The following is a 25,527-nucleotide window of genomic DNA, read 5'->3' as shown; positions in this document are numbered from 1 at the left end:
CCTTCGAGGCTCAAATGCATGGCCACGAGATCAAGAAAGGTTGACATGCAGTAAGGTGAAAGACGAAAGTCGTGAATAGTATGAAAGAACAACATCCGGCGAGCGCACGCATGCGCCCGGCCCCTTCGCCTCTTTTTTCCGACGCGACGGCTTCGGTGAGCACCAACTGGCGAGTGATCCGCAAACGTCGGTCGACCCCAAATGCCAGCCATGAGTGGATGCGTACACGTTGCTTGCCTCGATTCCACATGTCGATTTTTCTTCAGTATCGTGAGCATGACAAATTACGACCTACCGAAAGACATAGCAAACCGTCTGGTTGATCCGCAGTCTTATACAAACCTCGACGGGCTCCATGAGATATACGCGTGGGCGCGTGCAAACAACCCAGTCGGACGAGCAATGGCGGACGCGCATGACCCATTCTGGGTAGTAACAAAACACGCCGACGTCTCAATGATTTCCCGGAACAATGCCCTGTTTCGCAACGGCGATTATTCCGTCGTCTGCCGTCCGCAAGCATCTATCGCGCATGTTATAGCGGCCACCGGTAGTCCAAACATCGTCCGTTCGCTCGTCCACGTCGACGGCGACGAACACAAGAGGTTGCGCGCACTGACACAGTCGTGGTTTATGCCGAACAGTGTCGTTATACTTGAGGCTCGCATCCGATCATTGGCACATTTGATGATCGGAGAACTTGTGCAACAGAGCAGCTCCGTGATTGACTTTGCGAACGATTTCGCGTTGCACTATCCGCTGAACGTGATCATGGATATTCTCGGAGTTCCGCAGGAAGAATCTCCCCGTATGTTGAGACTCACACAGGAGATGTTTGGAAGCGAGGATGCCGAATACAAGCGCGAGATCAGTCGCCAGGGCGGCGCCGGAAGTGCGATCGGCAAGGCGCTGCTGTCCGTTGTAGCAGACTTCAAGGGTTACTTCGATCGCCTGACCGAAGATCGCCGAAAAAACCCGCGTAACGACATCGCCACCTTGCTCGCCAACGCGGTTGTCGATGGACAGCCTATTGATGAGGCAACCCGCCTCGGCTACTACGTGATTCTCGCCGCCGCTGGGCATGACACGGTCTCGTCTTCCATATCCGTTGCGATGTGGGCATTGTGTCAATTCCCCCATTTGCTGCCGCGACTAAAGGCTGACCCGTCGCTCATTCCGCAATTCATCGACGAGAGCCTCCGCTACGCATCGCCAGTGCGTCATTTCATGCGTACGGCGGCAGCCGAGACGAATTTGCGAGGCAGGACGATCCGCAAGGGCGATTGGCTGATGCTCTGCTACGGCTCGGCCAATCGCGATGAGGAGGTTTTCCCCGACCCTTTCGTATTCGATATCGACCGAAGGTCGAATCGGCACATTGCGTTTGGAGCCGGTGCTCACGTATGTCTTGGCCAGCATCTCGCAAACATGGAGATGCGCATCCTGTTCGAGGAACTGATCCCGAAGTTGCAGTTCGTCGAACCGGTGGGAGATGTCGAATTCACGACGTCTAATTTCGTAAGTGGGCCAAAGCACCTCCCGATACGTTGCGTGTTGCAATGACGGCATCAACGTAGAATTTGAACGCCACAAAACGACTTTGAGCGGGACCGTGCTTTCGTCTGCAAAATCAAACATGTAACAGCGACTGCCAACCATTTTGCCGCTTGCAGCCCCCAGTTACTATCTTCCCGCCTCGATAATTGAGGCTTTGGCCAGCCGGGCCCGGTATGATTCTCGCCCTCGCCCCCAGTCGTAGTCATGATCCGGGGGGGTGTTGTCACCGGGCTTGGTGGGCTGGTGATCGCTAATAGAGGCTCGGCGGGATATTCCAAGGCCGTCCGTAACGTCGATGCCGAGACTTGCCACCGTTGTCGCAGGCCCACTCGTTCGATCTGCAAAAAGTTCGATGCAAGAATTCCAACGACATGACGTCGTCGATGTCTTCATCGGCGTCGACGTCGGTAGAGGCCAGCATCCCGCCGTGGCACTAGCTCGGAATGGCAAGCGCCTGTACAACACGGCGCTCACCAACGACGAGGCCAAACTGCGCGCCCTCATCGCCGAGGCCACCGTTCGATGCGGCATACGCTGAGTGCAGTGCATATGCCTTCGACCATCCCTTGAGTCTGTATTGAGAAAGTCATTTGTGAAGCGAATGAGTCTTATCCAAACAATTGATTTTCGCGATTTCAGAAAATGGCGGATAGTGATGATGCCGCCACGGCACAGTCACGCGAAGCCCGGACGGTCGGCGGCATCGCGCACCGGGCGGTCCGCTAGGGCACCCTAAATAGACACTTTGCACGACCTTGTGGCGTGAAATGCCCATCGCCACCGATATCGATTGGCACTCCGAGTTACTAAATTGGTGTCCTCCTTAAGTCACGTAACTGCATGACACCCATGAAGAAGCCGGCCATTTTGACAAGCAGCTTTTCGACCCGAGATCTCCGTATTCGATCGGCTCACCGGAGCAAACAATGAATGCTGTCGATATCCACCAGATGGTCCAGTTCGCCGTCCAATCGTTCAAACTGCTTGCGATTTTTGCCACGTTATGTGCAGCTCTTGAGATCGCTTTTCCAGCTTATCGATACAGCGTTGCATCGTACCTTCGGGGCGCACGGAACTGGGCGATTCGGATTGGATGCGGCGCGCTAATCTGGCACTTGTACGCTGTGGGCTTGCAATGGTTAGGCGTCAAGCCGCTCCTGACGGTCAATCTTTCAACAGTGCTTCACTCTGACAACGCAGTTATCAAGACGGCTTTCGCCATCGTTTCAGGCGTTGTGGTCGCAATTGCCGGTGACTTCTTTTACTACTGGATGCATCGTGCACAGCACGCCGTGCCATTCCTCTGGCGCTTGCACGCTACACATCATTCGATTCGCGAACTGACAGCGTGGAATTGCAATCATCACATTTCCGAGCCGGTTATCTACGCCTTGTTTGTAGCATTACCGCTCGCGCTGATCCACTTCGAGTCTGGCGTGGTGCCGGCTGCTGCCATGACCCTCATTACTTTTCAAGCGCATCTCTCGCACTCCAGCACGCGCATCAACCTTGGGCCTCTGCGATATATCATCGGAGACGGTCAGTTCCACAGAATTCATCACTCCACTCAGCCGCATCACCGGCGCCGGAACTACGGGTTCTTTACGACCATCTGGGACACGATCTTCGGCACGGCATACTGGCCGAAACGGGACGAATGGCCCGAAGTGGGCCTTCGCAATCAATCCGAGCCCCTCACCGTGCGCGACTACTTTATGTTTCCGTTTGATCGACGTCGCTGGTTCAAAGCCAAATCTGACCGCATAACGCAGGAGAGTTGACGAGGATTGGGCGGGGCATTCACTTGAATTGACCAGCACTGGTAGACAAAACGTTTGCCAATACAACGTCACCTGAAACCATCGACGGTGAAGGCAAATCGCGAGTCATCGAACTATAGCGGTAACGCTGAGATCGCTATCATTTGCCGTCTCGTACGGCCTAACGGCGCAAGATTTTATGCCCTTATTCAAGGACGTTCGGTGTACATGCGCTCTCTCGGCAGTGCTACGGAAATTCCTGACATGAGCACCCACCGACGAGATGAACCCACCCCAGCCTAAGAGTACGTCGCCCCACGCACGGTTTCTCTCTCGATCGGAAGGTTGCCCAAGCCGCTGACCTTCACCGATGCCGACCAACCCTCACACCTGACAGGAGATCAGAAGACCATGCCTCGAAACTTGATCCGCGCGACCCGTGCCGCCACTGCCAGCGCCGCGCTGATGCTTTGGACTGCCAGTGCGCAGGCCCAGACGTGGTCTGCTACTTCCCCCGAAACCTCATCCTGCTCTGCGGAAAACCTCTTCGCTTCTCGGATCTACGGTAGGTTCACAATCAACAACGACGTGTGGTCACCCTGCAGTAATGTCACCGCGGGTCCCCAGACAATATGGGCTAACAGCAAGCTCGGGGGTGACAGCGAGCTCGACTGGGGCGTTACTTCAGATCAACCCAACACCAGTGGCATCAAGTCCTATCCGCACATCGGATACCAAGTCAACAAGACCATCGGCTCACTGAACTCGCTTTCCGCCATCGTCTCGGCTACTACGCCTTCTGGCGGCGCTTGGGAGTCAACGTTTGATATCTGGGCCGGTCGTAACGCGCATGAAATCATGATATGGCTAAACTACACCGGAACTGCGGAAGGTTGCGGCAATGTCAAGCCCATCTCCTACAACTGGACGCAAGCCGGATGCGCAATTCCACTTTACCGAAATGTATCGCTGTCAAACGGAAGTTGGAACGTGTACGTGGGCACCAACCGCAGCAACATCGTCTACACGTTCGTCCGCACGACGAAGACTGACAACGCCGCGATCGATGTGCTGGCGTTTATGAAATATCTGCGCTCGCTCAACTATTTTGATGATGATCTGGAAATCGGTGACCTGCAGTACGGGTTCGAAATCACCTCTTCGCGCGGAAATCTGAGCTTTGCATCCAAGAAGTTCACGGTCACTGCCGAGTGATCCCTTTCATCGCGTTGGGCAGGGAGCAGTCCAGGATGTCTGTCCAGACTACATTAGGAAGAAAGGACTGTCGCCCCCGGTCCATGAGTGGGTCCTTGCATGCTCCGCCCAGATCACGAAAGGGCAGCCGAAGAAGATGCGCCGCATGAGCGCGCCCGTGATCAGTTGCTCCAGGAAAATGAGGCTCTGTTGAAATTTGAGTGGGTTACGCCGCATGCGGGTTGATCGAAGCGAAGTCGAGCTTGCCGGCGATCAGAAACAGCACGGTACGCATGGTCGTGAGGTTGGCGTAACCGCGCGCGCGTCGCGTGGCGGCCTGAAACAGGCCGTTGAGAGCTTCCAGAAAGCCGTTGGTCTGGCGCGTCTGGGTCCAGGCGACGATGCCGTCGAAGTGCTTGCGGATCATGCGTGCAACCTCTTTCATGGGTTCGACTTTGGAGCGCATCACGTTGGTGCACCACTGCTCAAGCATCGCGGAGACGACGTTGATCTGCTTGCGATCGAGGATGTCTCGCAATTGCTCGCGGTAGAGCCAGGCCCGGGCGGTGCGCCTGGTCGTGACGTTGGCAACGAGCGCGTCCAGGTCGGCACGCTGCCCCACGTTCAACCGGTCGCGGTCCTTGAGCAGTGCCCAGCGCAGGCCCTTGAGGTCAGGGTCGGTCTTCTGTTCGAGCCGCCGCGTCTTGTCAGAGCAAACGATGCCTGAGCGACAACGTGGAATTTGTCGAAGGTGATGCGGGCGTTGGGCAGGTGCTTGCTGACGCCCTTGATGAAGGCAGGCGACATGTCGATGCTGACCGAGGTGATTTGCCCGGGCGTGGCGTTGTGAACTTGCCGATGGGCGGCGAACTGCTCGATGGTGGCAGCATCGCGGCCTTCGGTAACGAACACGATCTTGCGTTGTTTGGCGTCGGCCACGAGCGTCAGATAGTTGTGACCGCGCTTATAGTAAGTTTCGTCGACGGCAGCGCTCGTCAGGTCGGACACATCAATCTCGGCCAACGCCAGTTCGACGTAGCGCTTGCAGATCGCGTGTACGCGGTGCCACGACTCGCCGACGGCACGCGCCACTGCAGCAAAGGGCATCTGCTGCGCGAGCGTAAGTACCATCGCCTCGAAAAGCAGCGTGAAGCCACTGAGCTTGCCGGCCCAACTGGGCTCGACGAGCGCCACGCGGCCGTCGGGCAGCTTCACGCGCGGCGTGCGCACTTCGAGATAGCAGTCATGCTGGAAGAAGTTCAGGTGGCGGTAGCGCTTGACAACAGTATCATGCACGGGATGCGCGCCAGCCACTTCCGGATACGGAAAGCGAGTGCCGGCAGTGAAGTCGATCTGAATCGTCAGCCGTTTGGCAGCCGCGTCGAAATCGACGCCGCTCACGAACCACGGATCGCTCACACCCAATGCGGCTTCGAACAGCTGGCTATGCATGACTTCCCTTCGTCTTGTTATGCGAAAAACCGGACGATACCACCCACTCGAAATTCAACAGAGGCTGAATTTTTCAATGGGGCTGCAGTGGCGCGCGCTCCAGGCAGAGGCGTTGGACCATCATTCTCATCCTGCAGCAGGAGAACACGTAGCGTCGCGGCACTGTCGAACGACGGCAGCCTTCGCGTGCTGAACGGCCAGTAAAGACAGGGCTGACCGGAATATAAGCCCTCCACAAGCGGCGCAGACATGGCGAGAGAATTTCCAAGATCTGTCCAGCAATCCTCGCTTGAGTGGATCAAGGCTCCATCATTGCAGGTCACGGACACTTGGGTCGCCCGCCGGTCGTCCAGGGACCTTGCTACCGGAACCTACTTCAGCATATCTTGCGACCGCCTCTCCGGCAATCTTTTGCGCGGCATTTTCCACGGCTCTGTTCCAACGGAAAGAAAGGCAGCGAGACTACCTCGCGATGAAGGTCATTAGGGGAAATCTGCGGGTTTTCTGCCAAAACCGTCTTTATTCTTTTGGCCACTGCCAACTTTTCTACCACAGCATCAATTTGCCATTGAGCATGCAGTGAATCAACTATGGTTCGGCCAAGCCAACTTGTGAGCCAAGGGGGACCGTTCCTAGCAATTTCTTTGACTTCGTCCGCGTTCGAACCGAGGCCGAAAAGCTCGTTCTGTGCGGCGACATAAGGAGCAATGATGCTGTTAACGGGCGCGCAGAATTGACCCACCTGCCCGTGTGATTTGCATCGAAATTTGACCCACGTGATTGAATGTCCTGCTCGATATTTGAGCAGGGGACACAGAGGTGATCACGGTGGGTATGCTGGCCAAGATCAGGCGGATGTATTTCCGCGAGAAGGTGCCGCTGCGGGAGATCGCGCGACGGACGGGGCTGTCGCGCAACACGATCCGCACGTGGCTGCGTTAACCAGACGCGGCAGAGCCGAAGTACCCGAAGCGGGTCAGCCCGAGCGTGGTAGACGCCTGGGCTGGACAGCTTGAGGAATGGCTGAAGGCCGACAGTCACCGGCCCAAACGCGAGCGTCGTACGGCGCGTTTCATGTTCGAGGCGATCCGCGCACAGGGCTACGGCGGCAGCTACACGCGTGTGAGCATATTCGTGCGGCGCTGGCGCGAGCAACAGACGCAGGCCCCACGCCGCCAGGCGTATGTTCCGCTGGCGTTCGAGCTGGGCGAGGCATTCCAGTTCGACTGGAGCTGCGAATACGCCTTCGTGGGCGGCCTTCGCCGGCGCCTTGAGGTCGCCCATGTGAAGCTGAACGCCAGCCGCGCGTTCTGGCTGGTGGCCTACCCGACCCAGAGTCACGAGATGTTGTTCGATGCGCACGCAAAGGCGTTTGCCGCCTTCGGCGGCGTGCCGCGACGCGGCATCTACGACAACATGAAGACCGCGGTAGACAAGGTCGGGCGTGGCAAGGCGCGCACGGTCAACGCCCGCTTCGAGGCGATGTGCAGCCATTACCTGTTCGAGCCCGAGTTCTGCAACCGCGCGGCGGGCTGGGAGAAGGGCATCGTTGAGAAGAACGTGCAGGACCGGCGCCGGCAGATCTGGCACGACGCCGTGCAGCATCGCTGGGATTCGCTCGAAGCGCTGAACGCTTGGGTTGCAGACCGGTGCCGCCAGGCGTGGAAGATGCCGCATCCGCAGTGGCCTGAGCTGAGCGTCGAGGATGTGCTTGAGGATGAGCGCACCCAGCTGATGCCCAACCCCCGTCCCTTCGACGGCTATGTCGAGCAGATCCTGCGCGTGTCATCGACGGGCCTGATCCACTTCCAGCGCAACCGCTACAGCGTGCCGACCGAGTTCGTGAACCAGCTGGTGAGCGTGCGCTGCTATCCGGCGCTGCTGAGCGTCGTCGCCGATGACCGGGAGATTACCCGTCACACGCGCAGCTTCGAGCGGCACCTGACGTTCTATGACTGGCAGCACTACATCACGCTGGTCGAGCGCAAGCCCGGCGCCCTGCGCAACGGCGCGCCGTTTGCGACGATGCCCCAGCCGCTTCAGGAGCTGCAGCGGCACCTGCTGAGGCATCCCGGCGGAGATCGCGTCATGACGCAGGTTCTGGGCGCCGTGCGTGAGCACGGGCTCGACGCCGTACTGCAGGCCGTCCAGGCCGCACTGGACTCGGGCCGGCCCAGCGGCGATCACGTGCTCAACGTGCTGAGCCGACTGAAGGCTCCGGCGGCTAGCCACGCCGCAGCGATCACCCCGCTGAACCTGACCGAGGAACCCGTTGCAGACGTTGGCCGCTACGAGCGACTGCGCGTCACTGAACCGGAGAAACGCCATGTCTAACGATATCATCGCCCGCCTGAAGGCACTCAAGCTGCACGGCATGGCCAGCAGCTGGTCCGAATTGTATGCGCAGTCCCGGCATACCGAATTCGATCCCGAGCGCTTCATGCAACAGTTGCTGCTGGCCGAGGGGGCCGAACGCGAGGTCCGTTCGATTGCCTACCAGATGGGAGCGGCACGCTTCCCGGCACACCGCGACCTCAAGGGCTTCGACTTTGCACAGGCGCGTGTCGATGAGGAGTTGATCCGCGACCTGTACCAGCTGAAATTCCTCGAGAGTGCGCACAACGTCGTGCTCATCGGCGGACCGGGCACGGGCAAGACGCATCTGGCGACGGCGATCGGGATCGAGGCCGTGCAGCGGCACGGCAAGCGTGTACGCTACTTCTCGACGATCGAGCTGGCCAACGCACTGGAACGGAGAAGGCAGCGGGCAAGCAGGGGCAGGTTGCTCACCGGCTCACGCACGCAGATCTGGTGATTCTGGACTTATGTGTAGCGCGCGGTTATGTGGAGAGGTCGTGCAGCAAGGCAAACCCGCCTGACTTGAGCATGCCTTAACTGCACATAACAGGTCAGAGTCTACGCAGCCAGCCAACCAGGTCAGCACCGTTCAAGATGAATGCTCCGCCTCGTGGAGGCGCGAGGATTTCTGGGAACACCTGCGCGAGTGCTTGACGTTTGAGATCGATATCGGCACGCGCATAGCGCATCGTGGTATTCAGGCTCGCGTGGCCGAGCCACTGGCTGATAGTCGCGAAGTCTACGCCAGCCTTCAGTAACTGAATCGCGGTGGTATGCCTAAGCGAATGCGGGTGGATTTCTTTGTGCGCAAGGGTTGGGTTCCGGGTGCTCGCGATGAGCATGTATTTGCGCAGCAGATAACGCACGCCAAATCGGCTCATCTGAGTACCGCGGCAATTGACGAAGACAGGCAGTTCGGCCGAGCCTTGAGTGTCCAAAGGACGAGTGCGAATGAGTTCGCGCAGAAGCTGCGCAGTACGCGGCCAGATCGGACACACTCTCACCTTGTTCCCTTTGCCATGCGTATTCCACGCCAAACCGAACGCTGATTCCACGGCAAACCGAGCACGGATTCCACAGCAAAGCGAGCGCCGATTCCACGGCAAACCGAGCAAGGATTCCACGGCTGCCCGAGCGCGAATTCCACGCGTAACCGAGCAGTAAGCTGGGGAGACGGCGACGCGGATAACCATGGCACGCTCGACGATTTTGTCGGGCCGCCGAATGTCGAATAAAAGGTTATCCATGCGTCAAATCAGGGAAGTGCTGCGCCTGCGCTTCGTGTGTGAACGCAGCCAGCGCGAGATCGCGACGACGATCGGCGCTTCGAGCGCGACGGTCTGGGACTACCTGGACCGTGCGCGGCGTGCGCAACTGGACTTCGGGAAGGCGATGTCGCTGGATGACGCGGCGCTTGAGGCGCTGCTGTTTCCGCCGCCGCCGTCGTTGAGCCGGACACGCCCGCTGCCCAACTGGCCGCTCGTGCATCGCGAGCTTGGCAGGCGAGGCGTAACGCTCGACCTGCTCTGGAACGAGTACAAGGCCCAGGAGCCCGAGGGTTACGGCTACAGCTGGTTCTGCAAGCACTACGAGCGCTGGGCAGCGGCTTTGCCGGTTACGCTGCGCCAGACGCACACGCCCGGCGAGAAGCTGTTCATCGACTACTCGGGTAACAGGCTCGGTATCGTTGATCCGCACACGGGCGAGATCCGCGAGGCGGAGCTGTTCGTCGCGACGCTCGGCGCATCGAACTACACCTATGCCGAGGTCACCTGGACCCAGCAGCTTGAGGACTGGATCGGCTCGCATGTGCGCGCGTTGAACTTCATCGGCGGTTGTGTCGAGATCCTGGTGCCCGACAACCTGAAGTCCGGCGTACACAAGGCCGATTTCTACGATCCGGTTCTGAACCGGACCTACGGCGAGATGGCTGCCCATTACTCGATGGCGATCATCCCGGCACGCAAACGTCGGCCCCGCGACAAGGCGAAGGTCGAGCAGTCGGTACTCCTGGCACAGCGCTGGATTCTGGCCCGGCTGCGCAACCAGCGGCTGTTCAGCCTCGACGAAGCCAATCGGGCAATCGCCGCGCTGCTCGTCGAACTGAACAACAGGCCGTTCAAGAAGCTGCCCGGCTGCCGCCGCAGCGCTTTCGAGCAACTTGATCGCCCGGCACTTCGCCCGCTGCCGGGACGGCCTTACCAGTACGCGCAGTGGAAGGTTGCCCGCGTCGGCATCGATTACCACGTCGAGCTCGACGAACACTATTACTCGGTCTCGTACTGCCACGCCCGGGAGCAGGTCGACGTGCGCCATACGAAGACAACGGTCGAGATCTTCCTGCGCGGTCAGCGAATTGCCGCGCATGCGAAGAGCGAGCGCCGCGGCCATCACACCACGATCGCTGCGCACATGCCGCCGAATCATCGGGCCGCCACCACGGAGTGGAATCCGCAACGGCTGATCAACTGGGCCACCGACATCGGTCCGCATACCGCTGCGGTTATCGAACATCTGCTCGGCGGTCGCCAGCATCCGCAGCAGGCTTACCGCGCCTGCCTGGGGGTGCTGCGCATGGGCAAAGACTACGGCCGTGCGCGGCTGGAAGCCGCCTGCCAGCGCGCCATTGATCTGAAAGCGCCGAGCTACCGGTTCATCGCCTCAACGTTGAAGAATGGCCTGGAGAGCAAGGCCGATGCGCCCGTCGCCCAGACCGAACTGCCGCTCGTGCACGCCAACGTGCGCGGGCCGTCCTACTACCACTGAAAGGAGATCATCGACATGCTGCATCACCCGACCGTTGAGCGGCTGCACGAGCTGCGCCTGTTCGGCATGGCCGCGGCGCTGGCCGACCAGCAATCCCAGAACAGCATCGATCAGCTCGGCTTCGAGGAGCGCCTCGGGCTGCTCGTCGAACGCGAAGCAAGCGAACGCGAGTCACGCCTTCTCACGGCGCGGCTGCGCCGCGCGAAGCTGCGCTTCCCTGACGCGGTACCTGAAGACATCAACTACCGCGAGCCCCGCGGACTCGACCGCGCTCTACTCGCCCGACTGCTCACTGGCGAATGGATCCGGGCGCACCAGAACGTGATTCTGGTCGCGCCGACCGGCCTTGGCAAAAGCTGGCTCGCATGCGCGCTGGTCAACCAGGCATGCCGTCAGGGCTTCTCGGCCCGCTATCTACGCATGCCGAAGTTCAATGAGGAGATGGCCATCGCGCACGGTAGCGGCGGTTACGCGAAGCTGCTCGCGCAATGGGCGAAAACCGACATCCTCGTCATGGACGACCTCGCCATGGCGCCGCTGTCGGATTCGGCGCGGCGTGATCTGCTCGAGGTGCTCGACGACCGGCACGGCCGGCGTTCGACAATCGTAACCAGCCAGATTCCAGTCGACAGCTGGCATGCCGCCATCGGAGATCCAACGCTTGCAGACGCGATCCTCGACCGGCTGGTTCACAACGCGCATCGGCTCACACTATCGGGCGAGTCGATGCGCAAGCGCCGAAATGGTTTGACCATCGAAGACGAGAAGGAGTAAAAGAACTCACCCCGCGTCGCCACGTCCGCAGCGCTCGCTTTGCTGTGGAATCCCCGCTCGGCTTCGCGTGGAATGTCTGCTCGCTTTGCCGCGGTACGGCTGCTCGATTTGCGTGGAATACGCACTTTGCCACGCAGCCGGACCTGCGGCGGTGCGTCGAGTCGTAGGTCACAGACCCGCAAATTGAGGATCTCCTGCACACGAGCTCCGGTATTGAACATCAGCGCAAACAGTGCGAAGTCGCGTTGCCCCGCTGGACGGCTCTGGTCGATGGTCCTCAGCAGTGTATCGATCTCCGCCGTTTCCAGATATTCCATTGGTGCCTCCCGCGCTCCCCGCTTAAAAGGTACCCCGAGTACCTGCTGAAACGGTGCTAGATGTTCGGGATGCTCGGCAATCACGAAACGCGCGAATGCATGAATGGCGGCGAGCCGAGCGTTGCGGGTCGCGATGCTATTGCCGCGCTCGGACTCAAGGAATTTGAGGAATCGCTTCACATGATCGGCAGTCAGATCGCTCAAATCAAGGGCTTCGATGGGGCGCTGGCACTCGCGCGCGGTGAACTGCAGTAGCAAGACGACGGCGTCCCGGTAGCTCCGTATCGTATGCACGCTAACCCCGCGCAGTGTGGGCAGATAATCCTGGAAGAAGCGCAGCAGACATCGGCCGAGCTCTGTCGGTTTGCGCGGTTTCATGGCTTTCTCCCGCCGAGCACGTGGCCTAGATGCTTCTCGAAGCGTTCACTTGCGAGCGCCGCGATCGTCGGAACGAATGGAAGGTAGTATGCCGTCGATACGATCGAGACATGCCCCATGTAGATGGCCAGTTTCGGGAGGTTCGACTGTACGTCCGCGTCTTCCTGATACCACCGGATCAAAGCCTGGACTGCAAAGCTATGCCGCAAGTCGTGAATTCGTGGACATCGTCCCTCGGCATCGCGAACGTCAGCAAGCTCGAAGAGTGCATGTATGAGACGGCTGATTCCCGTGCCGGTGTACCCTCTAATCTTGGCCGATCTGGCCGATTCGACGGGTATCGGTTGACATAGGAGCGTCAACGCGCCGACCGAAAGTCTGTGGGGTTCGCTGAAGGTAGCACGCATGCATGGACGACACTTCGCCACGCGGCGTGCCGCAATGGATGAAGTAATTGATTGGCTGGGCTTTTACAATGAACGCCGGTTACACTCGACACTCGACTACGTCAGCCCCATGAATTTCGAGAAGAACTGGTTCGCGGCTCAGCAAGGCGAAGCCGTATAATTCCCCCAGCTATGGGATTCGTCAAACGGGGGCAAGGTCATTGTAGCTACAGGTTTGGTGCTCTTCGACGCCTCCGCGCCGACCTCAAGGTTACCTTTTGCGACTTCAACTTCTTGCCGACCAGCACTCCGGTAAGCGGCTCGGCAGGGCCGATCCCCGATTCGCGCGCGCGTGGGGCATGATGTGAGAGCGTGGATTGTTTGCATGGTCGTTGACACGACCTATCTCGATCTACCCGGTCAAGCGGTGTGCGTGGGCGGAGCTGCAGGCTTCAGTTTGTCGGCCACGTTCCAGGGAAGCAGTTCGTCGATGCGGTTGACCTTGTGGTCCGCGATACGGGTGTGCACGTGTTCGAGGTAGGCACGCGGGTTGATTTCGTTGAGTTTGCACGTGCCGATGAGACTGTACATCGCCGCCGCACGCTCACCGCCGCTGTCGGAGCCAACGAACAAATAGTTTTTCCTGCCCAACGCAATTTCCCGTTCATTCTGCCCATATCGGGCAGGAAGTCGAGATTCATTATCGCTGGCATCCGCTGTATGGGCGTCGCGTCAAGGTTAAAGACATCGAGCATCGCGGCGGAGGTCAGGTCGTCCATGTGGAGGCGGACCCCGGTGTAATCAGGATGATCGCGGCATGGATGCTCGATGCCGCGATCTGTTCAGCGATGGTTCTCGGCGAACCGAGAGTTACCTTAGCGGCACTGCATAATCTGCATCAATTGCTGGTCGATCTGCGTTTGCGGGGAAACTCTCCGGACGGTTCCACCAACGTCCGGGAGAAACGCAATGAGCAATCTGCCAAACGCCGTTCCAGCAGGTCAACAGTCATCGCGGTCGATGCCGCCTCAGATGAACCTGATGTTCGACGCGGTCGAGCTTCAGGGAATGAACGCAGTGCAACGGGCAAACACGCTCAGGCATCTCGCATGCCTGTTGATGCAGGCTGCGGGCATCTCGACTGCGAAGGGGCGTAACGATGACGAATGATGATCGTTTGCCCGCAGATCTTCTTAAACGCAAGGCGGTAGTTTATGTCCGACAGTCCAGCCAGACGCAGGTTCAGATGAACCTCGAGAGCCGGCGCCGGCAGTATGACCTCGTGCAGGAAGCAAAGCGACATGGATTTCGCGACGTCGAAGTCATCGACGACGACCAGGGACGCTCGGCGAGCGGCACAGTTGCGAGACCGGGCTTTGATCGTCTGGTCGCGTTATTGTGTGCAGGCGATGTCGGCGCAGTGCTTTGCCTGGATGCCTCACGCCTTGCCCGCAATGGACGCGACTGGCATCATCTGCTTGAGCTCTGTGGTCTCGTTCAAGCGCGGGTAATCGACCTTGACGGTGTGTACGACCCTTGCCGGGCAAATGACCGGCTATTACTTGGCATGAAGGACAGCATCAGCGAATTCGAACTCAACGTGCTTCGAACGCGCATGCACGACGCCAAACGAGAGAAGGCACATCGTGGTGAATTACGTATCAGCGTGCCGGTCGGCTATATCTGGCATCGTGATGTTGGTCTGGGTTTCGATCCAGACGCGCGGTTGCAGGAAGTCATACGCCTGATTTTTACTCGTTTCCGGCAACTGGGTAGCGCGCGGCAGGTTCTGTTGTCGATGAACGCTGAACAGGTCCACTTCCCGCGCCCCTCTGACGGCCGGACGCTGATGCGGGTCGACTGGACTCCAATACGCTACCGTAACGTGATTTCGGTGCTCAAGAATCCGTTCTATGCCTCGCGGTTTGCAACATCGAGAGTGCGGCGGTGCGTCGTGGCTGTCGCCAGTCGATGCCCTCGAGCAACATCGACAACTGTGCACTCGTCAGATGGATCTTGCCGCCATCGGCCTGTGGCCAGATGAAACGCCCTCGCTCCAACCGTCTCGCGAGAAGCCAGAGTCCGTCCTCAGTAGCCCAAAGCACCTTCACGAGATCGCCGCGGCGCCCGCGGAAGATGAAGACGTTACCGTCCAGTGGATTCTCATTGAGCGCTGTCTGCACCTTCGCCGACAGCCCTTGGACGCCGCAGCGCATGTCGGTGATGCCGGCAACGAGCCAGACACGCGTGCCCGCCGGCAGGCCGATCATCGGGCAAGCTCCCGAATGAGCAGCCGCAGCAATGCCGGCGAGACCTCACCGGAGATTCGAACGCGTGCACGATCAAATTCGAACTCGCAGACGTTGTCGGGCGGCGAGTTGGTATCGTCGGTCATGGGCGTTGCCTCCGAAGGCTCCGCGACAACGCCCACTGGAAGAAGTACCGTCGAGCTGGCATCAGGTTTCGAGGCCACCGCCGAATGCTCTGGACATGGCTCGCCGAACACGCCTTGCAGATACTGACGCCGCCACCGGAACAACAAATTGGTGTTGACGTCGTTACGGCGTGCAACCAGCGAAACCGAAGCTCCTGCTTCGAAGGTCTGCTCGACCAAGTGCCGCTTGGTTTCCACCCGAAAGTTTGGTGGCTTGACCTTCGCGATCCGATTCAATGTCTCGTCCACTTTAGTTCCCACCAAATTATTTAGCGGGAACTAAACTACCAACCGGTTCGCTCAGCCGTCGAGAATGGCCGTCATGAGCCGCTTACGCACTCCGTAGGCTTTCGCATAGAGAATCGGCAGCCGAAATCGCGGAATTCAAAGCGCTCGTGACTGGAACATTCTTGGCGACGTTCTCCACCATCGTCTGCACCTGACGGCGGCAGGCGCTACCTTGCACATGCACAAATCGTGCGAACTCGGCCTGTGTTACCAACACGATGTCGACCGCCTGACGGCTATACGTCAGCACCCTCTCGGTCATCCGCTCAGCGAAGTTGTCTTTAAGCGCGAGCCAGTCCCGGTGCTCCTTCGACGATAGCGACTTTTGCACCAGTTCGAACATATCGACAAGCGTCGTGCAGGTCCATCGATTGTTCAATGCAGCCAGTTTCCCGACGCTCTCCACTGTCTTGTCGCCGAGATCAAAGAGCTAACCTAGCGTTACGTTTTGGATTGCGGCAATCTGTTCCCGGTTCAGCATGATGAAGCTCCAGTGTGCGCGATCCGGACACGAAGGCGGTGCCTCCACGATCTTGCGACAGAGATCGCATAGTGGGTCAAAAACGCGCGCCGGATGTGGTGCGCGTCAGAATCCCGGTCCGGCAACCCGTTGCTCCGGCGAGATCGGCTCAGTTGCCTACAGAATATCAGGCTCTTCTCGATTGATTTTCATCTGCTTGAATGTGTCTTGACCGCCATCAAGGACTGAATCTGCGGTAAAGGCTTCTCGGCGTTCACATTCGTCGGTACAGACGACGAAGCAATCGTCGATGGGGACAACTCAAGCACGTCGCTTTCGATGCTCCGCCGGCTCGTGCCGACACTCATATACCGACGGCGCGCCTGAACTCGCGCGTGGCGTTCTTCGCGCGCGCGCTGGCGTCCGGTGCGTCGGGGAGAGCAATGCACCACGCCGCGATAGCTTTGTCGGCGAGCGGCTCCCACTTGCTGACCCAAGCCGTCAGCACCGCGCGGTTCTTTTGCTCCTCGAGCGCCATGCGAACGAGTTCGGCGGCCCAACGCCGATGGCGCTGGGCGTCGATCAACTGCGCATCGGTGATGAGGCCGAGCAGGGTATCGCCGTTGTGCCGCGCAGCCACTCCGAGGCTTCGCAAAATGGTTTCTTCCACCGCCGGGCGCGCGACGAGGTTCAGCGCGGCGAAGCTCTCCGCCCAGTCCCATGCTGTGAGTGCGTGCTCGACGAGATTGCGCCAGCCCTGCCATGCCGGATCGTCCTCCCAGTAGTGCCGCTCGTCAGTGCCGAAGCCGAGGTCGCCGAACGTCTGCGACAGCTCTTTGGTGCGATACGCCGTGTGAGTGAGCCAGCGCAGCGTGTCCGCTGTCTGGTAAGCGGCGCAGTTTGAGATCGTGGAAGCGGGCGCCATCTGGGTCAGATACGCCGAGCCCATTTGCAGTGCATGGAACAGGAAGCGGGCGGGCGTGTAGTGGCGCGCGAGCGTACCCGCCCAAGTGTGTGCGAGCATGCTGTCGTGACCGCGTGCGGAGAACTGGTCTAGCAGCCCGAAGACATACGTTTCCTGCCCGTCCTGGAGCATGTTGTAGGTGCGGTAGACGAGCTCGTCAGGATCGCGGAACGCATTCCAGTCGGGCCGAGTCAGCGGGGATGCATTGCGGTTTCGCTTGAACCATTGCGCCATTTCGAAGTTCGGATCGAGCTCGAACGGCGCATCGGGATTGTCGGTCGTGTAGTGCAGATTGGTCGTGACGATCTCGTACTCGCTTGGCTTGCGCCGCCGGGCCGCCAGATGGCTCCATGTTTTCAGTGGCTTAAGGACTTCTGGTTGCGTCATGATTGTCTCCAGTTAAGAAAACCTCTGCAGAGGTCGCTTTCGCAGCGGTGACTCCACACTCATCGCAGTCTGAACGGCCACGACATTCTTGTGTGGAGATTTCGCAGCAGAGTCACCCATCAGGTGCCGTGCCGGTGAAACACATGACCGCACCGGCCAGATCTTCAGCGTTTCGCAAAGCTCTGCGCAACATCCATAAATCGCCCAGAGCAGACCGCGTCGTCTGGACAGCATTTTTTCACCAAACCTATATATCGGGCCCTCGCATAGCCGAACTGTCGCTTGATGAAGTGTAAGGGATGCTTAACCTTGGCACGGGTCTCTGCCTTGAGCCGGTCGATGTGATCATGTATAGCGTCCAGATGATCGCTCTGGTCCAGTGCACGATGCCGCCGTCGAGACCCCGGAACTCGCGATACAGCGCCTCTTCCATTGCAGGGTCCGACAGAGCGAACCTGTGCTGCATAAACCGAATTTGCGGCATCGTCGCGATCGGGAAAAGTGGTCGTCCGTTTTTGCCTCGCGGATAAATGCGGCTCGATCAGCACAAATCAGCTCCGACCAAGGCACAACACGCCGCATCGCCTCGAGAAGATTCGAACTTCCACGTGGTTGAAAGATCCAGGGAACTGCGACAATACACTTCTACCCAATTAATTCGCGATGCTTCCAAGATAGCTGAACGGGCGTCAATGCCAGGACTTCGGCAGACCTTCCTTAACAGGCTGTTGAAAAGCGCCCCGTCATGACGACCGAAGCTACGTTCAGGAGACTTGCGCGTGCAATTTCCCGCTGAATTACCGGTTTGCCGCGCGATCCGCGCGGGGCATGCGCACGCATGCAGCCCTGCTGGCGCGCAGTCTTCACGCCGTGACGGCTCATCGCGCCGCTCCTTGCGGCACCAGCCCTGGCATTCGGGCCATGCGGGTCAGATTGCTCGCAACCATCGTCAGCTTGAAGTGCTGGTCGACGCGCCTGATACCGCGATAGACCGTCTGCCGGATCCGACCGACCGTTTTACCCCAGCCGAAATGCTCTTCGATTCGTTTGCGGATGATCTGGCTGATCCGGTAGCCCACGTGCCGCGAAGTGCGACCGTCGATTGCGCTGCCGCCGCAACGCTCATCGTTGCGCGCGACATGCGGTGTCACGCTGCGAGCGCGGCAATCGTTCACGAAGTCGCGGGTGTCATACGCCTTGTCGGCACCAACTGTTTTCGCATGAGCGCCTGGCACGCAATCGCGCAATTGCAATGCGCTGGCCCGCTCGGCGAAACCATCTGCGTGACTGACCACGGCGCCGACCACCAGCCCCGAGCGATTCTCCATCAGGATGTGCCCGTGGTAGCACAGGATGGCCGGGCTCTTGTGGCGCTTCTTGAACAATCGCGCCTCCGGATCAGTAGTCGACTCGTGCGTGGCATTGCTACGTCGCTCGCCTTGCCAGTCAGTCTCGGCGTTGCGGCCACCGCCGGCTGGCGGACCATCGTCCGGGCCGTCCTTGCGGCGGAAGCTCTTGTGACTGGCCCACGCCTGAATCAGCGTGCCGTCCACCGAGAAATGCTCTCTCGACAGCAAGCCCCGCTTCTCCGCCAGGCTCATGACTTCGGTGAAGAACGCTTCCACGACTTCATGCTCCAGAAGCCGGTCGCGGTTCTTCGAGAACACCGAGTGGTCCCACACGGCGTCCTCGATCGCCAGCCCGACAAACCAGCAGAACAGCAGGTTGTAGCGCATCTGCTCCATCAGCATGCGCTCGCTGCGCACCGAGTAGAACACCTGCAACAGCAGCGCCCGCATCAGCTTCTCAGGCGCAATCGAGGCACGGCCGGTGTCCGCGTAGATGACGCTGAACAGCCCGTTGAGCCGTTTCAACGCATCATTCACCAGCAACCGGACCGGTCGCAACGGGTGATCTGCCGGAACGAAGTCCTCGAGCTTGACCGTCGTGAACAGGGGTTCCTGCATCTCGTCCATTCCGCGCATCGCATCCGCTGCCAAAGATCATGAACACGATATCTATAACGTCCGTCCCTCAAACCCCGTTTACACGGGACCCAAATTCAACAGCCTTTTAAAGCGTCTTTTCGTAGTAGAAACGCACATACTCGTCGGTCGTCTCGATGCGGCCCGCGAACGAGCTGAGGTTGACTTCGAGTTCGGACATCCTGAACGGCCGACCCAGCGCTTCCTCCAACGTCGCGCGGCAAAGGATCAGTTCGCCGTCCGCGTCGATGCGCACATATGCGAGCTTGTCGTCCACGCGGATCACCTTGCCGGGGTTATCCTCGTGCGCGGCTTCGATGACGCCGGCCGTGATGCTGCTCGCGCGAAGCACGGGACCCACGCGGTTGTTACGGTAAGCTTCGGCGGTCTTGTCAACGATCATGCTGTGTTCCCCTGCGGACTCAGGAATGGCCAAAGAGCACATGAACGCCTTCTACGGCAATCAGAAGATCGTCGCCTTGGAGCTTCACGGCATATTCGGCGAGACGACAGTCACCCGGATTGATTCCTTTGCCCGTATTTGCGTCGAAGATCCACTGATGAGCCCGGCACGTCAGCACGCGGCCATCGAATTTTCCTTCAACGAGCCGAATGTCGTGGTGCGGACAAATGCCCTGAAAGCCGCGCGGCTCGCCGCCTTCGGGACGTACCAACACGATCACGTGGCCATCCACTTCCACCTCGGTCATCTCCGCTTCCCACAGGTCATCGAGAGTGCAAACTTTCCGAAATTTCATGTCGCCCTCAATCATCGCAAAAGATGAATTCCAGCGTTTCCATCGGCTTGATGTCGGTCTCGGCGAGTTTCGCGTTGCGCGGATAGAACTGCTTGCTACCTTGGCGGCGCACGCGGATCACCTTGTCGGGTTGAGGCGCTACTCGCCGGCCCACCGAATGATGAGATGCTGCGGCGGCGATCTCGTCCATGGAATTGTCGGTATCCACCGTGACGAGTTGCAATACAAAGTCGTACTGAAAATTGGAAATCACAGGGACAAGAGCCATATCGCCCTCCATTGAATCGCCTCTCATGCAGCCTTTTCTTCGTAAAGCTTGTCGCAGTACGCCTTGACCCACGCGTAGTGGTGCGCGTCATCGCCAATTTCGCCCGGTGCGAGTTCCATGTACTTCAACGCACCCCTCAGGTCGGGTGGCTGGATCTGCCCAGCCAGTAAGCGATCAACGAGCGCGAGGTGATTGCGGTAGCGAACGGGATCCTGCTGGAACACCCAGCGATCAATTTCCGAGTTGAAGTGATACGTGCGGCCGTTGTAGTCGAGCGGATAGTCCTTTACATTCCAGCCATTGCCAGGGATCGCGCAGATGGGCAACTGGCTCATGTTGCAGACGATCGGCAGCGTCTCGGGAACGGTGAGTTCAGGCTTGCCGGCAAGCAGGTTATCGATTATGACATCCCACACTTTGCCGAACGTGTCGTTCCAGCCGGGATATTTTTCTTCGAGCCAGTCGCGGCACTCAGGTGTAATGCCGGCAGCAGGATTCCACCACACGGTAGGCCGCCAGAACCAGATAGCCAATTGGTACGCATGGTGCTGGTAGTCGAACTCGCAAACGATCTGTTCCCAGTACCATGGCAGGTCGAGTCCGAGGTCGATCAGGGTACGTTCGAACTGACCTACGATCCATTCCCGCATGAATTCCTTGAACGACTGCTTGCGATGCACGAGTGGCGTGGCGTAATCCATCGAGGAGCCCGTGAGCAGGCAGAACAGACGCCACGCGCGCGCGATGGCGACATCAACGAGCTTTTGAGCATGCTCTTTACGGCCGTTGGCGATCAGGATCTGCAACACGGGCCCCCCGATTTGCGCATGGCGCGACTCATCTGTCTGAATGCTGGAAATCAGGCTTGCAAAAGTGAAGTCGCCCGCTTCGGCGGCATTGGCCGCGAGGCCGAGAAACTGCATGTTGGTAAAACCCGTCTCGAACGCAAAGGTTAGCATGACTGCGATTTCGATCGCACTGCGCGACATGAACAGGTCATCGAACGCGCTGCGCGCGGCAATCGCACCCCACGCGTTGGTGTGATACGCCTTGTGGGCCCAATCGAACTGGCGATCCCTGGGACAGTAGTCGTGAGGGAAGTAAAGCTGCAACTGACCATGACGATTCTCGTCGAGCATGCCGAAGGTGGCCATATTGCGCATGCCGGGCGCACGGCCGAAACGTACCATTCGAGCCTCGGCGCTCATCGCCGCATATTCGCCGAGCGCAATTGCACCGTAGTGCGCCTTCAGAATGGAGAGCCACCCCGGATCGGCGTCCTCGAACATGCGGCTACGCTCAAGTGCCTCCTTGACTGAATATGCGCCAGCATCCTTCTCACGCTGGATGCGCACATACTCGGGATACGACGTCTTGTAGGGCTCGTCGTAGGTTTCCCAACTCGCCATGGGAATGCCTTGCGCCCCAGACATGAGATCGGGAAAGAGCTCCGACTCCGTCACATATCTTGGGGTCCAGTTGGTGGCACGTGCAATGTCATACCATGCGGCTCGTTCCAGTAACGCCATCGTGATGCCTCCTTTTGGAATGGGCGATGCGTCTTCCCGGCACGATGCGCACTCCACCGGGCCCCTTGGGAAGGCAAGATCAATGCCAATCCGCGGCGTTGCTTTCTTGGCGATCGAGGCGACAAATCTGAGAGCCGCCGCGGAGCGAACGGGGAACCAAAATTGCGCAGGTATAGCCAGTAGGACATGTACCACCGCATGCACAGCATGGCCGCATCCAGTGGATGACGACAGCGTTTGGGCCCCGTGGCGGCGCTATCAAGATGCGGGGGTGAATCTTACCGCAACGCAGCGCCCTACCGCGACACTGCATTGAGATGGTAAGCCGGCAGTTGTCGAGGTCCAGGACGATGAGTGACTTCCGCCGTAAAGGCCCATTGATCGTTTAGTCCAGCACGGCCCCACTCTGTACGCAAGCGCACAACGAGCATCGAGTTGATAAGCGTCTGGCGAAGTTAAGCGGTCGTTGCGACATAACCGCCGCCTTAATTCTCCGTTGTCGCGGCAACCGCAGTGTTGCATGTCCGACGTTGTCGGAAATGCAACATCTCCCAGCGCACAAATGATACTTCACGCAACGCTGATCAAGTCGACCGCAGAGCTACTGCGAGCGTTATAGATCCGGGTGGATGCGGAGGACAGAACAGGATGAAGCCGCCGACGCTGTCGACGGCCGCTGAAGGTGCTGCTTTCGAGACACATCACAAACGGACGCGACGCGATAAGTTTCTCGCGATGAATGCAGTTTCGTCGTGTGGGCTGAGCTTTGCGCGGTGGTCGAGCCGTATCATCCGAGGTGCGGCAATGGCCGCCCGCCGATTGACCGGGAGCGCATGCTGCGCCTTCATTCTATCCGGCACTGCTTCAACCTGGCCGATTTCGCTTTTGAAGACGCTCTTTACGTTAGTGCTAGGCTGCGTCGCTTTGCGAGAGTCTGGATTGGAAGGCAGTACCAGACTGCCACCGCACTGCTGAAATTTCGTCGTCTTCTTGAAACCCTCAAGTTGGGTGAGAAATTGATTGCCGAAGTCGGCCAAGTGGCGAGCGGCATGAAACTCCAGAGCGTCACGGTCGTGGATGCCACCATCGTCGGTGCGCCAAAATTCGAGGAAAAATGAACAGAATTCGCGCTCCCCCAAATGCACCAGACGCGCAAGACTAGCAATGGCACTTCGACGCTAAGCTATACATCGACGAGGATAGCGAGAGTGGCCTGGTGCACAGCGTAGCACCGGCCAACGTGCATGAAAAGCTTCCACTGCCGCAATTGCTACACGGCCAGGAGCGGAAGGTCTACGCTAACAGCGCTTACGCCAGCCAGACGGCTAATCCACAGCAAAGCAGCACACCCACCGCGCGTGTGAAGTCAATACGGTGCAGCGCGGCGAGAACTGCCACAAGTCGAGGATCCGCGCACGCGTGGAGCAGGTCTTCGCAGTGGCCAATCGATGTGGGGTTTCACGAAGGTGCCTACCACGGTTAGCGCAGAGTACGAACCTGGCTTCATAGCTTTGGCGCGCGCCAATCTCTACCTGTCGGGCACGCGATTGATGGCACGAGTGCGTCCGTAATGGGCGAAAGGCGCCCCAAAAGCCGAGGTGTATCTGGAGTATGGTCGGCGTCACGACCTGAACACCTCCACAATGCCGACACGTCGCAAATTCGGCGACATTTTCAGCCTAGCCTGAACGTGACAACGCCGACATATGTCGTCGAGAATTGGACAAACAAGACAGGCACTCGAAGAATTTATCGAGCTTGCTTCGTTCTCTGAAGATGCCGTACTGGCTGACCTCTGTCAGACGAACTGCCCGTCGCCACTATGAGAAGGTTTTGTCGGCGCAGCACGTAGTCCTCCCGCTTCCGCCTCAATTATGGGAAGCGCCGCGGAACATTTTTTTCGTTAGGGACCCGCGACGCCAAGGCCGGCACGAATCTTGTTATTTTCAAGACGCTTCACCGACAGTGAGACGCCGAAGACGCGGTCGTATGCCAGCTTCGCGGGGCCGAACGCCATCAAGGGACCACATAGTGATCGAAACGTTTTATGAAGTCATGCGACGTCAAGGGATCTCGCGCCGTAGCTTCCTCAACTTCTGCTCGCTGACGACAACGTCGCTCGGCCTCGGGCCTGCGTTCATGCCGAAGATTGTCCACGCAATGGAGACCAAACTGCGCACGCCGGTGCTCTGGCTACATGGACTCGAATGCACCTGGTGCTCAGAGTCGTTCATCCGATCGGCGCACCCGCTGGCGAAGGACGTCGCGCTTTCAATGATCTCGCTCGACTACGACGACCTCTTGATGGCTGCCGCGGGACATCAGGCCGAGGCGATCCTCGAAAACGTGATGGAGAAGTACCGTGGCAACTACATCCTCGCCGTCGAAGGCAATCCGTCGCTGAATCAAGACGGTATGAGCTGCATTATCGGCGGCAAGCCATTCGTCGATCAGTTGCGCCGTGTGTCGAAGGACGCGAAGGCTGTGATCTCGTGGGGGTCGTGCGCGTCGTGGGGCTGCGTGCAGACGGCCACGCCAAACCCGACGCAGGCGGTGCCAATCCACAAGGTAATCACCGACAAGGCGATCATCAAGGGGCCCGGCTGTCCCCCGATCGCCGAGGTGATGACGGGCGTCGTCACCTACATGCTCACGTTCGACCGGATACCGGAGTTGGATCGCCAAGGCCGTCCGAAAATGTTTTACAGCCAGCGCATTCACGACAGGTACTACCGCCGTCCGCATTTCGACGCGGGCCAGTTCGTCGAGCGTGGGACGACGAAGCGGCACGGCGCGGCTACTGCCTCTACAAGGTCGGCTGCAAGGGCCCGACGACCTACAACGCCTGCTCGACCGTGCGTTGGAACCGCGGCACGAGCTTCCCCATTCAGGCGGGCCACGGCTGCATCGGCTGCTCTGAGGAAGGATTCTGGGACAAGGGCTCCATCTACGATCGGCTCACCCGGATCGATCAGTTCGGAGTCGAAGCGAACGCCGACAAGATCGGCGCTACCGCGGCCGTCGTGGTGGGCGCCGCCACTGCTGCGCATGCAGCCGCTTCGGCAATTCAGCACGCCAGGTCAAAGCAGGACTCTATGGACGACCGCGACGGCCAATAGCTACACCTCGCGTCGGGGTGCAGCCGACAAGCACAGGAAGCCACAAAAGAAGAGCAACCATGACAGCCATTTCGAACCCAGGATTTCAGCTCGGTAGGAACGGACGCCGGATGGTCGTCGATCCAGTCACACGCATCGAAGGCCACATGCGCGTCGAGGTCAACGTTGATTCGAACAACGTGATCCGCAACGCCGTTTCCAGCGGCACCATGTGGCGTGGCCTTGAAGTCATTCAACAAGGGCTTCCCCGTTGAGCACAAGCTCAATCGAGGTTCGCTGTTGATATCTACTGCAATGCCGCACCGATGCGTGTGAGAAGGTGAAGGACTGCAGTTCTACAACCGGTCATGTTGGGCTCATGGCCCGGACCCTGATGAAAGACGCGCGCGGAGG

17 protein-coding genes and 12 pseudogenes are annotated in these 25,527 nt (G+C 59.1%); 14 read left to right on the top strand and 15 right to left on the bottom strand.

Translation table 11 applies throughout. The features are described from left to right. The first annotated feature begins 270 nt into the window (after positions 1-270). The 4 genes and pseudogenes from BC1002_RS33745 (at position 271) to BC1002_RS33730 (ending at position 4,532) form a co-directional block, all read left to right on the top strand. Entirely contained in the window at positions 271-1,563 is a 1,293-nt protein-coding gene (locus BC1002_RS33745) for a cytochrome P450 (RefSeq protein WP_013094457.1), read from the top strand. Positions 1,564-1,852: 289 nt separating this feature from the next. After that, positions 1,853-2,068: pseudogene (locus tag BC1002_RS33740) on the top strand (IS110 family transposase); the annotation flags it as partial. A 415-nt stretch (positions 2,069-2,483) separates the two neighbouring features. Next, positions 2,484-3,338, top strand: coding sequence for a sterol desaturase family protein (locus BC1002_RS33735; RefSeq protein WP_013094455.1), 855 nt, complete (start codon positions 2,484-2,486; stop codon positions 3,336-3,338). A 390-nt stretch (positions 3,339-3,728) separates the two neighbouring features. Continuing rightward, positions 3,729-4,532, top strand: a complete 804-nt coding sequence (locus BC1002_RS33730; protein ID WP_013094454.1) for a GH12 family glycosyl hydrolase domain-containing protein — start codon at positions 3,729-3,731, stop codon at positions 4,530-4,532. A gap of 205 nt (positions 4,533-4,737) precedes the next feature. Here BC1002_RS33730 and BC1002_RS33725 read toward each other — a convergent pair. Next, positions 4,738-5,963: pseudogene (locus BC1002_RS33725) on the bottom strand (ISL3 family transposase). Between the two features lie 17 nt (positions 5,964-5,980). Further along, a complete protein-coding gene (locus BC1002_RS39250; RefSeq protein WP_238538112.1) occupies positions 5,981-6,214 on the bottom strand; it encodes an alpha/beta hydrolase in 234 nt (77 codons plus the stop codon). 577 nt (positions 6,215-6,791) lie between these two features. Between BC1002_RS39250 and istA (BC1002_RS33720) the strand changes: the two are divergent. Next, a pseudogene (istA, locus tag BC1002_RS33720) lies at positions 6,792-8,297 on the top strand (IS21 family transposase). Continuing rightward, a pseudogene (locus BC1002_RS33715) lies at positions 8,290-8,786 on the top strand (ATP-binding protein); the annotation flags it as partial. The pseudogenes istA (BC1002_RS33720) and BC1002_RS33715, both read left to right, overlap by 8 nt. An 86-nt stretch (positions 8,787-8,872) precedes the next feature. Here BC1002_RS33715 and BC1002_RS33710 read toward each other — a convergent pair. After that, positions 8,873-9,568, bottom strand: a complete 696-nt coding sequence (locus tag BC1002_RS33710) for a tyrosine-type recombinase/integrase (protein ID WP_238538111.1) — start codon at positions 9,566-9,568, stop codon at positions 8,873-8,875. On the opposite strand from BC1002_RS33710, the gene istA (BC1002_RS33705) reads away from it, so the two are divergent. Continuing rightward, the gene (istA, locus tag BC1002_RS33705; RefSeq protein WP_083788781.1) at positions 9,546-11,087 is read left to right on the top strand and encodes an IS21 family transposase; all 1,542 of its coding nucleotides are present in this window, start codon (positions 9,546-9,548) and stop codon (positions 11,085-11,087) included. The two genes, BC1002_RS33710 and istA (BC1002_RS33705), sit on opposite strands and share 23 nt — an antisense overlap. A 15-nt stretch (positions 11,088-11,102) precedes the next feature. Beyond that, positions 11,103-11,861, top strand: a complete 759-nt coding sequence (gene istB / locus BC1002_RS33700) for an IS21-like element helper ATPase IstB (RefSeq protein ID WP_013094450.1) — start codon at positions 11,103-11,105, stop codon at positions 11,859-11,861. Here the strand turns inward: istB and BC1002_RS37135 are convergent. Then, positions 11,777-12,556, bottom strand: a complete 780-nt coding sequence (locus BC1002_RS37135) for a tyrosine-type recombinase/integrase (RefSeq protein WP_238538110.1) — start codon at positions 12,554-12,556, stop codon at positions 11,777-11,779. The two genes, istB and BC1002_RS37135, sit on opposite strands and share 85 nt — an antisense overlap. 360 nt (positions 12,557-12,916) lie before the next feature. On the opposite strand from BC1002_RS37135, the pseudogene BC1002_RS37130 reads away from it, so the two are divergent. Continuing rightward, positions 12,917-13,123, top strand: a pseudogene (locus BC1002_RS37130) (IS3 family transposase); the annotation flags it as partial. 239 nt (positions 13,124-13,362) lie between these two features. Here the strand turns inward: BC1002_RS37130 and BC1002_RS33685 are convergent. Further along, positions 13,363-13,605 (bottom strand): annotated as a pseudogene (locus tag BC1002_RS33685) (transposase domain-containing protein); the annotation flags it as partial. Positions 13,606-13,748: 143 nt separating this feature from the next. Here BC1002_RS33685 and BC1002_RS38145 point away from each other — a divergent pair. Further along, entirely contained in the window at positions 13,749-14,099 is a 351-nt protein-coding gene (locus tag BC1002_RS38145; protein ID WP_157874874.1) for a hypothetical protein, read from the top strand. A gap of 2 nt (positions 14,100-14,101) precedes the next feature. Beyond that, a pseudogene (locus tag BC1002_RS37120) lies at positions 14,102-14,926 on the top strand (recombinase family protein); the annotation flags it as partial. Here BC1002_RS37120 and tnpB read toward each other — a convergent pair. The 10 genes and pseudogenes from tnpB to BC1002_RS33630 form a co-directional block, all read right to left on the bottom strand. Next, entirely contained in the window at positions 14,841-15,212 is a 372-nt protein-coding gene (gene tnpB / locus BC1002_RS33675; protein ID WP_013094447.1) for an IS66 family insertion sequence element accessory protein TnpB, read from the bottom strand. The pseudogene BC1002_RS37120 and the gene tnpB overlap by 86 nt on opposite strands. Further along, on the bottom strand, positions 15,209-15,625 hold the full coding sequence (gene tnpA / locus BC1002_RS39485) for an IS66-like element accessory protein TnpA (protein WP_041736223.1): 417 nt from the start codon (positions 15,623-15,625) through the stop codon (positions 15,209-15,211). Before tnpA ends, tnpB begins: the two co-directional genes overlap by 4 nt. Positions 15,626-15,707: 82 nt before the next feature. Continuing rightward, positions 15,708-16,079 (bottom strand): annotated as a pseudogene (gene phaP, locus BC1002_RS33665) (TIGR01841 family phasin); the annotation flags it as partial. A 409-nt stretch (positions 16,080-16,488) separates the two neighbouring features. Further along, positions 16,489-17,475 (bottom strand): aromatic/alkene monooxygenase hydroxylase subunit beta, encoded by a 987-nt coding sequence (locus BC1002_RS33660; protein WP_013094445.1) that lies wholly within the window; start codon positions 17,473-17,475, stop codon positions 16,489-16,491. A gap of 385 nt (positions 17,476-17,860) precedes the next feature. After that, positions 17,861-18,114: pseudogene (locus BC1002_RS39910) on the bottom strand (transposase); the annotation flags it as partial. Positions 18,115-18,353: 239 nt separating this feature from the next. Then, on the bottom strand, positions 18,354-19,460 hold the full coding sequence (locus tag BC1002_RS33650) for an IS5 family transposase (RefSeq protein WP_013094444.1): 1,107 nt from the start codon (positions 19,458-19,460) through the stop codon (positions 18,354-18,356). Between the two features lie 88 nt (positions 19,461-19,548). Next, positions 19,549-19,863, bottom strand: a complete 315-nt coding sequence (locus BC1002_RS33645) for an MmoB/DmpM family protein (RefSeq protein ID WP_013094443.1) — start codon at positions 19,861-19,863, stop codon at positions 19,549-19,551. 19 nt (positions 19,864-19,882) lie between these two features. Further along, positions 19,883-20,218 (bottom strand): monooxygenase system ferredoxin subunit, encoded by a 336-nt coding sequence (locus tag BC1002_RS33640; protein ID WP_013094442.1) that lies wholly within the window; start codon positions 20,216-20,218, stop codon positions 19,883-19,885. Between the two features lie 7 nt (positions 20,219-20,225). Continuing rightward, complete coding sequence (locus BC1002_RS33635) at positions 20,226-20,486, bottom strand: toluene-4-monooxygenase system B family protein (RefSeq protein ID WP_013094441.1); 261 nt, start codon at positions 20,484-20,486, stop codon at positions 20,226-20,228. A gap of 23 nt (positions 20,487-20,509) precedes the next feature. Next, positions 20,510-22,015, bottom strand: coding sequence for a ferritin family protein (locus BC1002_RS33630; RefSeq protein WP_013094440.1), 1,506 nt, complete (start codon positions 22,013-22,015; stop codon positions 20,510-20,512). Between the two features lie 648 nt (positions 22,016-22,663). Here BC1002_RS33630 and BC1002_RS33625 point away from each other — a divergent pair. From BC1002_RS33625 to BC1002_RS37110, 3 pseudogenes are all read left to right on the top strand, one after another. After that, positions 22,664-23,586 (top strand): annotated as a pseudogene (locus BC1002_RS33625) (IS5 family transposase). A 463-nt stretch (positions 23,587-24,049) separates the two neighbouring features. Next, positions 24,050-25,134: pseudogene (locus BC1002_RS33620) on the top strand (hydrogenase small subunit). A gap of 59 nt (positions 25,135-25,193) precedes the next feature. Continuing rightward, positions 25,194-25,376 (top strand): annotated as a pseudogene (locus tag BC1002_RS37110) (hydrogenase 1 large subunit); the annotation flags it as partial. Positions 25,377-25,527 lie beyond the last annotated feature (151 nt).

The organism is Paraburkholderia atlantica, from assembly GCF_000092885.1.
In the GTDB taxonomy this organism is placed as follows: Bacteria; Pseudomonadota; Gammaproteobacteria; order Burkholderiales; family Burkholderiaceae; genus Paraburkholderia; species Paraburkholderia atlantica.
Note: the sequence above shows the minus strand (reverse complement) of the source record. Positions and strands in the feature narration are given on the sequence as shown.

Excerpts from the sequence above, each read along its gene's own strand:
- BC1002_RS33735 (WP_013094455.1), top strand. The coding sequence starts at position 2,484 with ATGAATGCTGTCGATATCCACCAGATGGTCCAGTTCGCCGTCCAATCG.
- BC1002_RS33730 (WP_013094454.1), top strand. The coding sequence starts at position 3,729 with ATGCCTCGAAACTTGATCCGCGCGACCCGTGCCGCCACTGCCAGCGCC.
- BC1002_RS39250 (WP_238538112.1), bottom strand. The coding sequence starts at position 6,214 with ATGTCTGCGCCGCTTGTGGAGGGCTTATATTCCGGTCAGCCCTGTCTT.
- istA (WP_083788781.1), top strand. The coding sequence starts at position 9,546 with ATGTCGAATAAAAGGTTATCCATGCGTCAAATCAGGGAAGTGCTGCGC.
- BC1002_RS33710 (WP_238538111.1), bottom strand. The coding sequence starts at position 9,568 with ATGGATAACCTTTTATTCGACATTCGGCGGCCCGACAAAATCGTCGAG.
- istB (WP_013094450.1), top strand. The coding sequence starts at position 11,103 with ATGCTGCATCACCCGACCGTTGAGCGGCTGCACGAGCTGCGCCTGTTC.
- BC1002_RS37135 (WP_238538110.1), bottom strand. The coding sequence starts at position 12,556 with ATGAAACCGCGCAAACCGACAGAGCTCGGCCGATGTCTGCTGCGCTTC.
- BC1002_RS38145 (WP_157874874.1), top strand. The coding sequence starts at position 13,749 with ATGATCGCGGCATGGATGCTCGATGCCGCGATCTGTTCAGCGATGGTT.
- tnpB (WP_013094447.1), bottom strand. The coding sequence starts at position 15,212 with ATGATCGGCCTGCCGGCGGGCACGCGTGTCTGGCTCGTTGCCGGCATC.
- BC1002_RS33660 (WP_013094445.1), bottom strand. The coding sequence starts at position 17,475 with ATGACGCAACCAGAAGTCCTTAAGCCACTGAAAACATGGAGCCATCTG.
- BC1002_RS33650 (WP_013094444.1), bottom strand. The coding sequence starts at position 19,460 with ATGCGCGGAATGGACGAGATGCAGGAACCCCTGTTCACGACGGTCAAG.
- BC1002_RS33645 (WP_013094443.1), bottom strand. The coding sequence starts at position 19,863 with ATGATCGTTGACAAGACCGCCGAAGCTTACCGTAACAACCGCGTGGGT.
- BC1002_RS33640 (WP_013094442.1), bottom strand. The coding sequence starts at position 20,218 with ATGAAATTTCGGAAAGTTTGCACTCTCGATGACCTGTGGGAAGCGGAG.
- BC1002_RS33635 (WP_013094441.1), bottom strand. The coding sequence starts at position 20,486 with ATGGCTCTTGTCCCTGTGATTTCCAATTTTCAGTACGACTTTGTATTG.
- BC1002_RS33630 (WP_013094440.1), bottom strand. The coding sequence starts at position 22,015 with ATGGCGTTACTGGAACGAGCCGCATGGTATGACATTGCACGTGCCACC.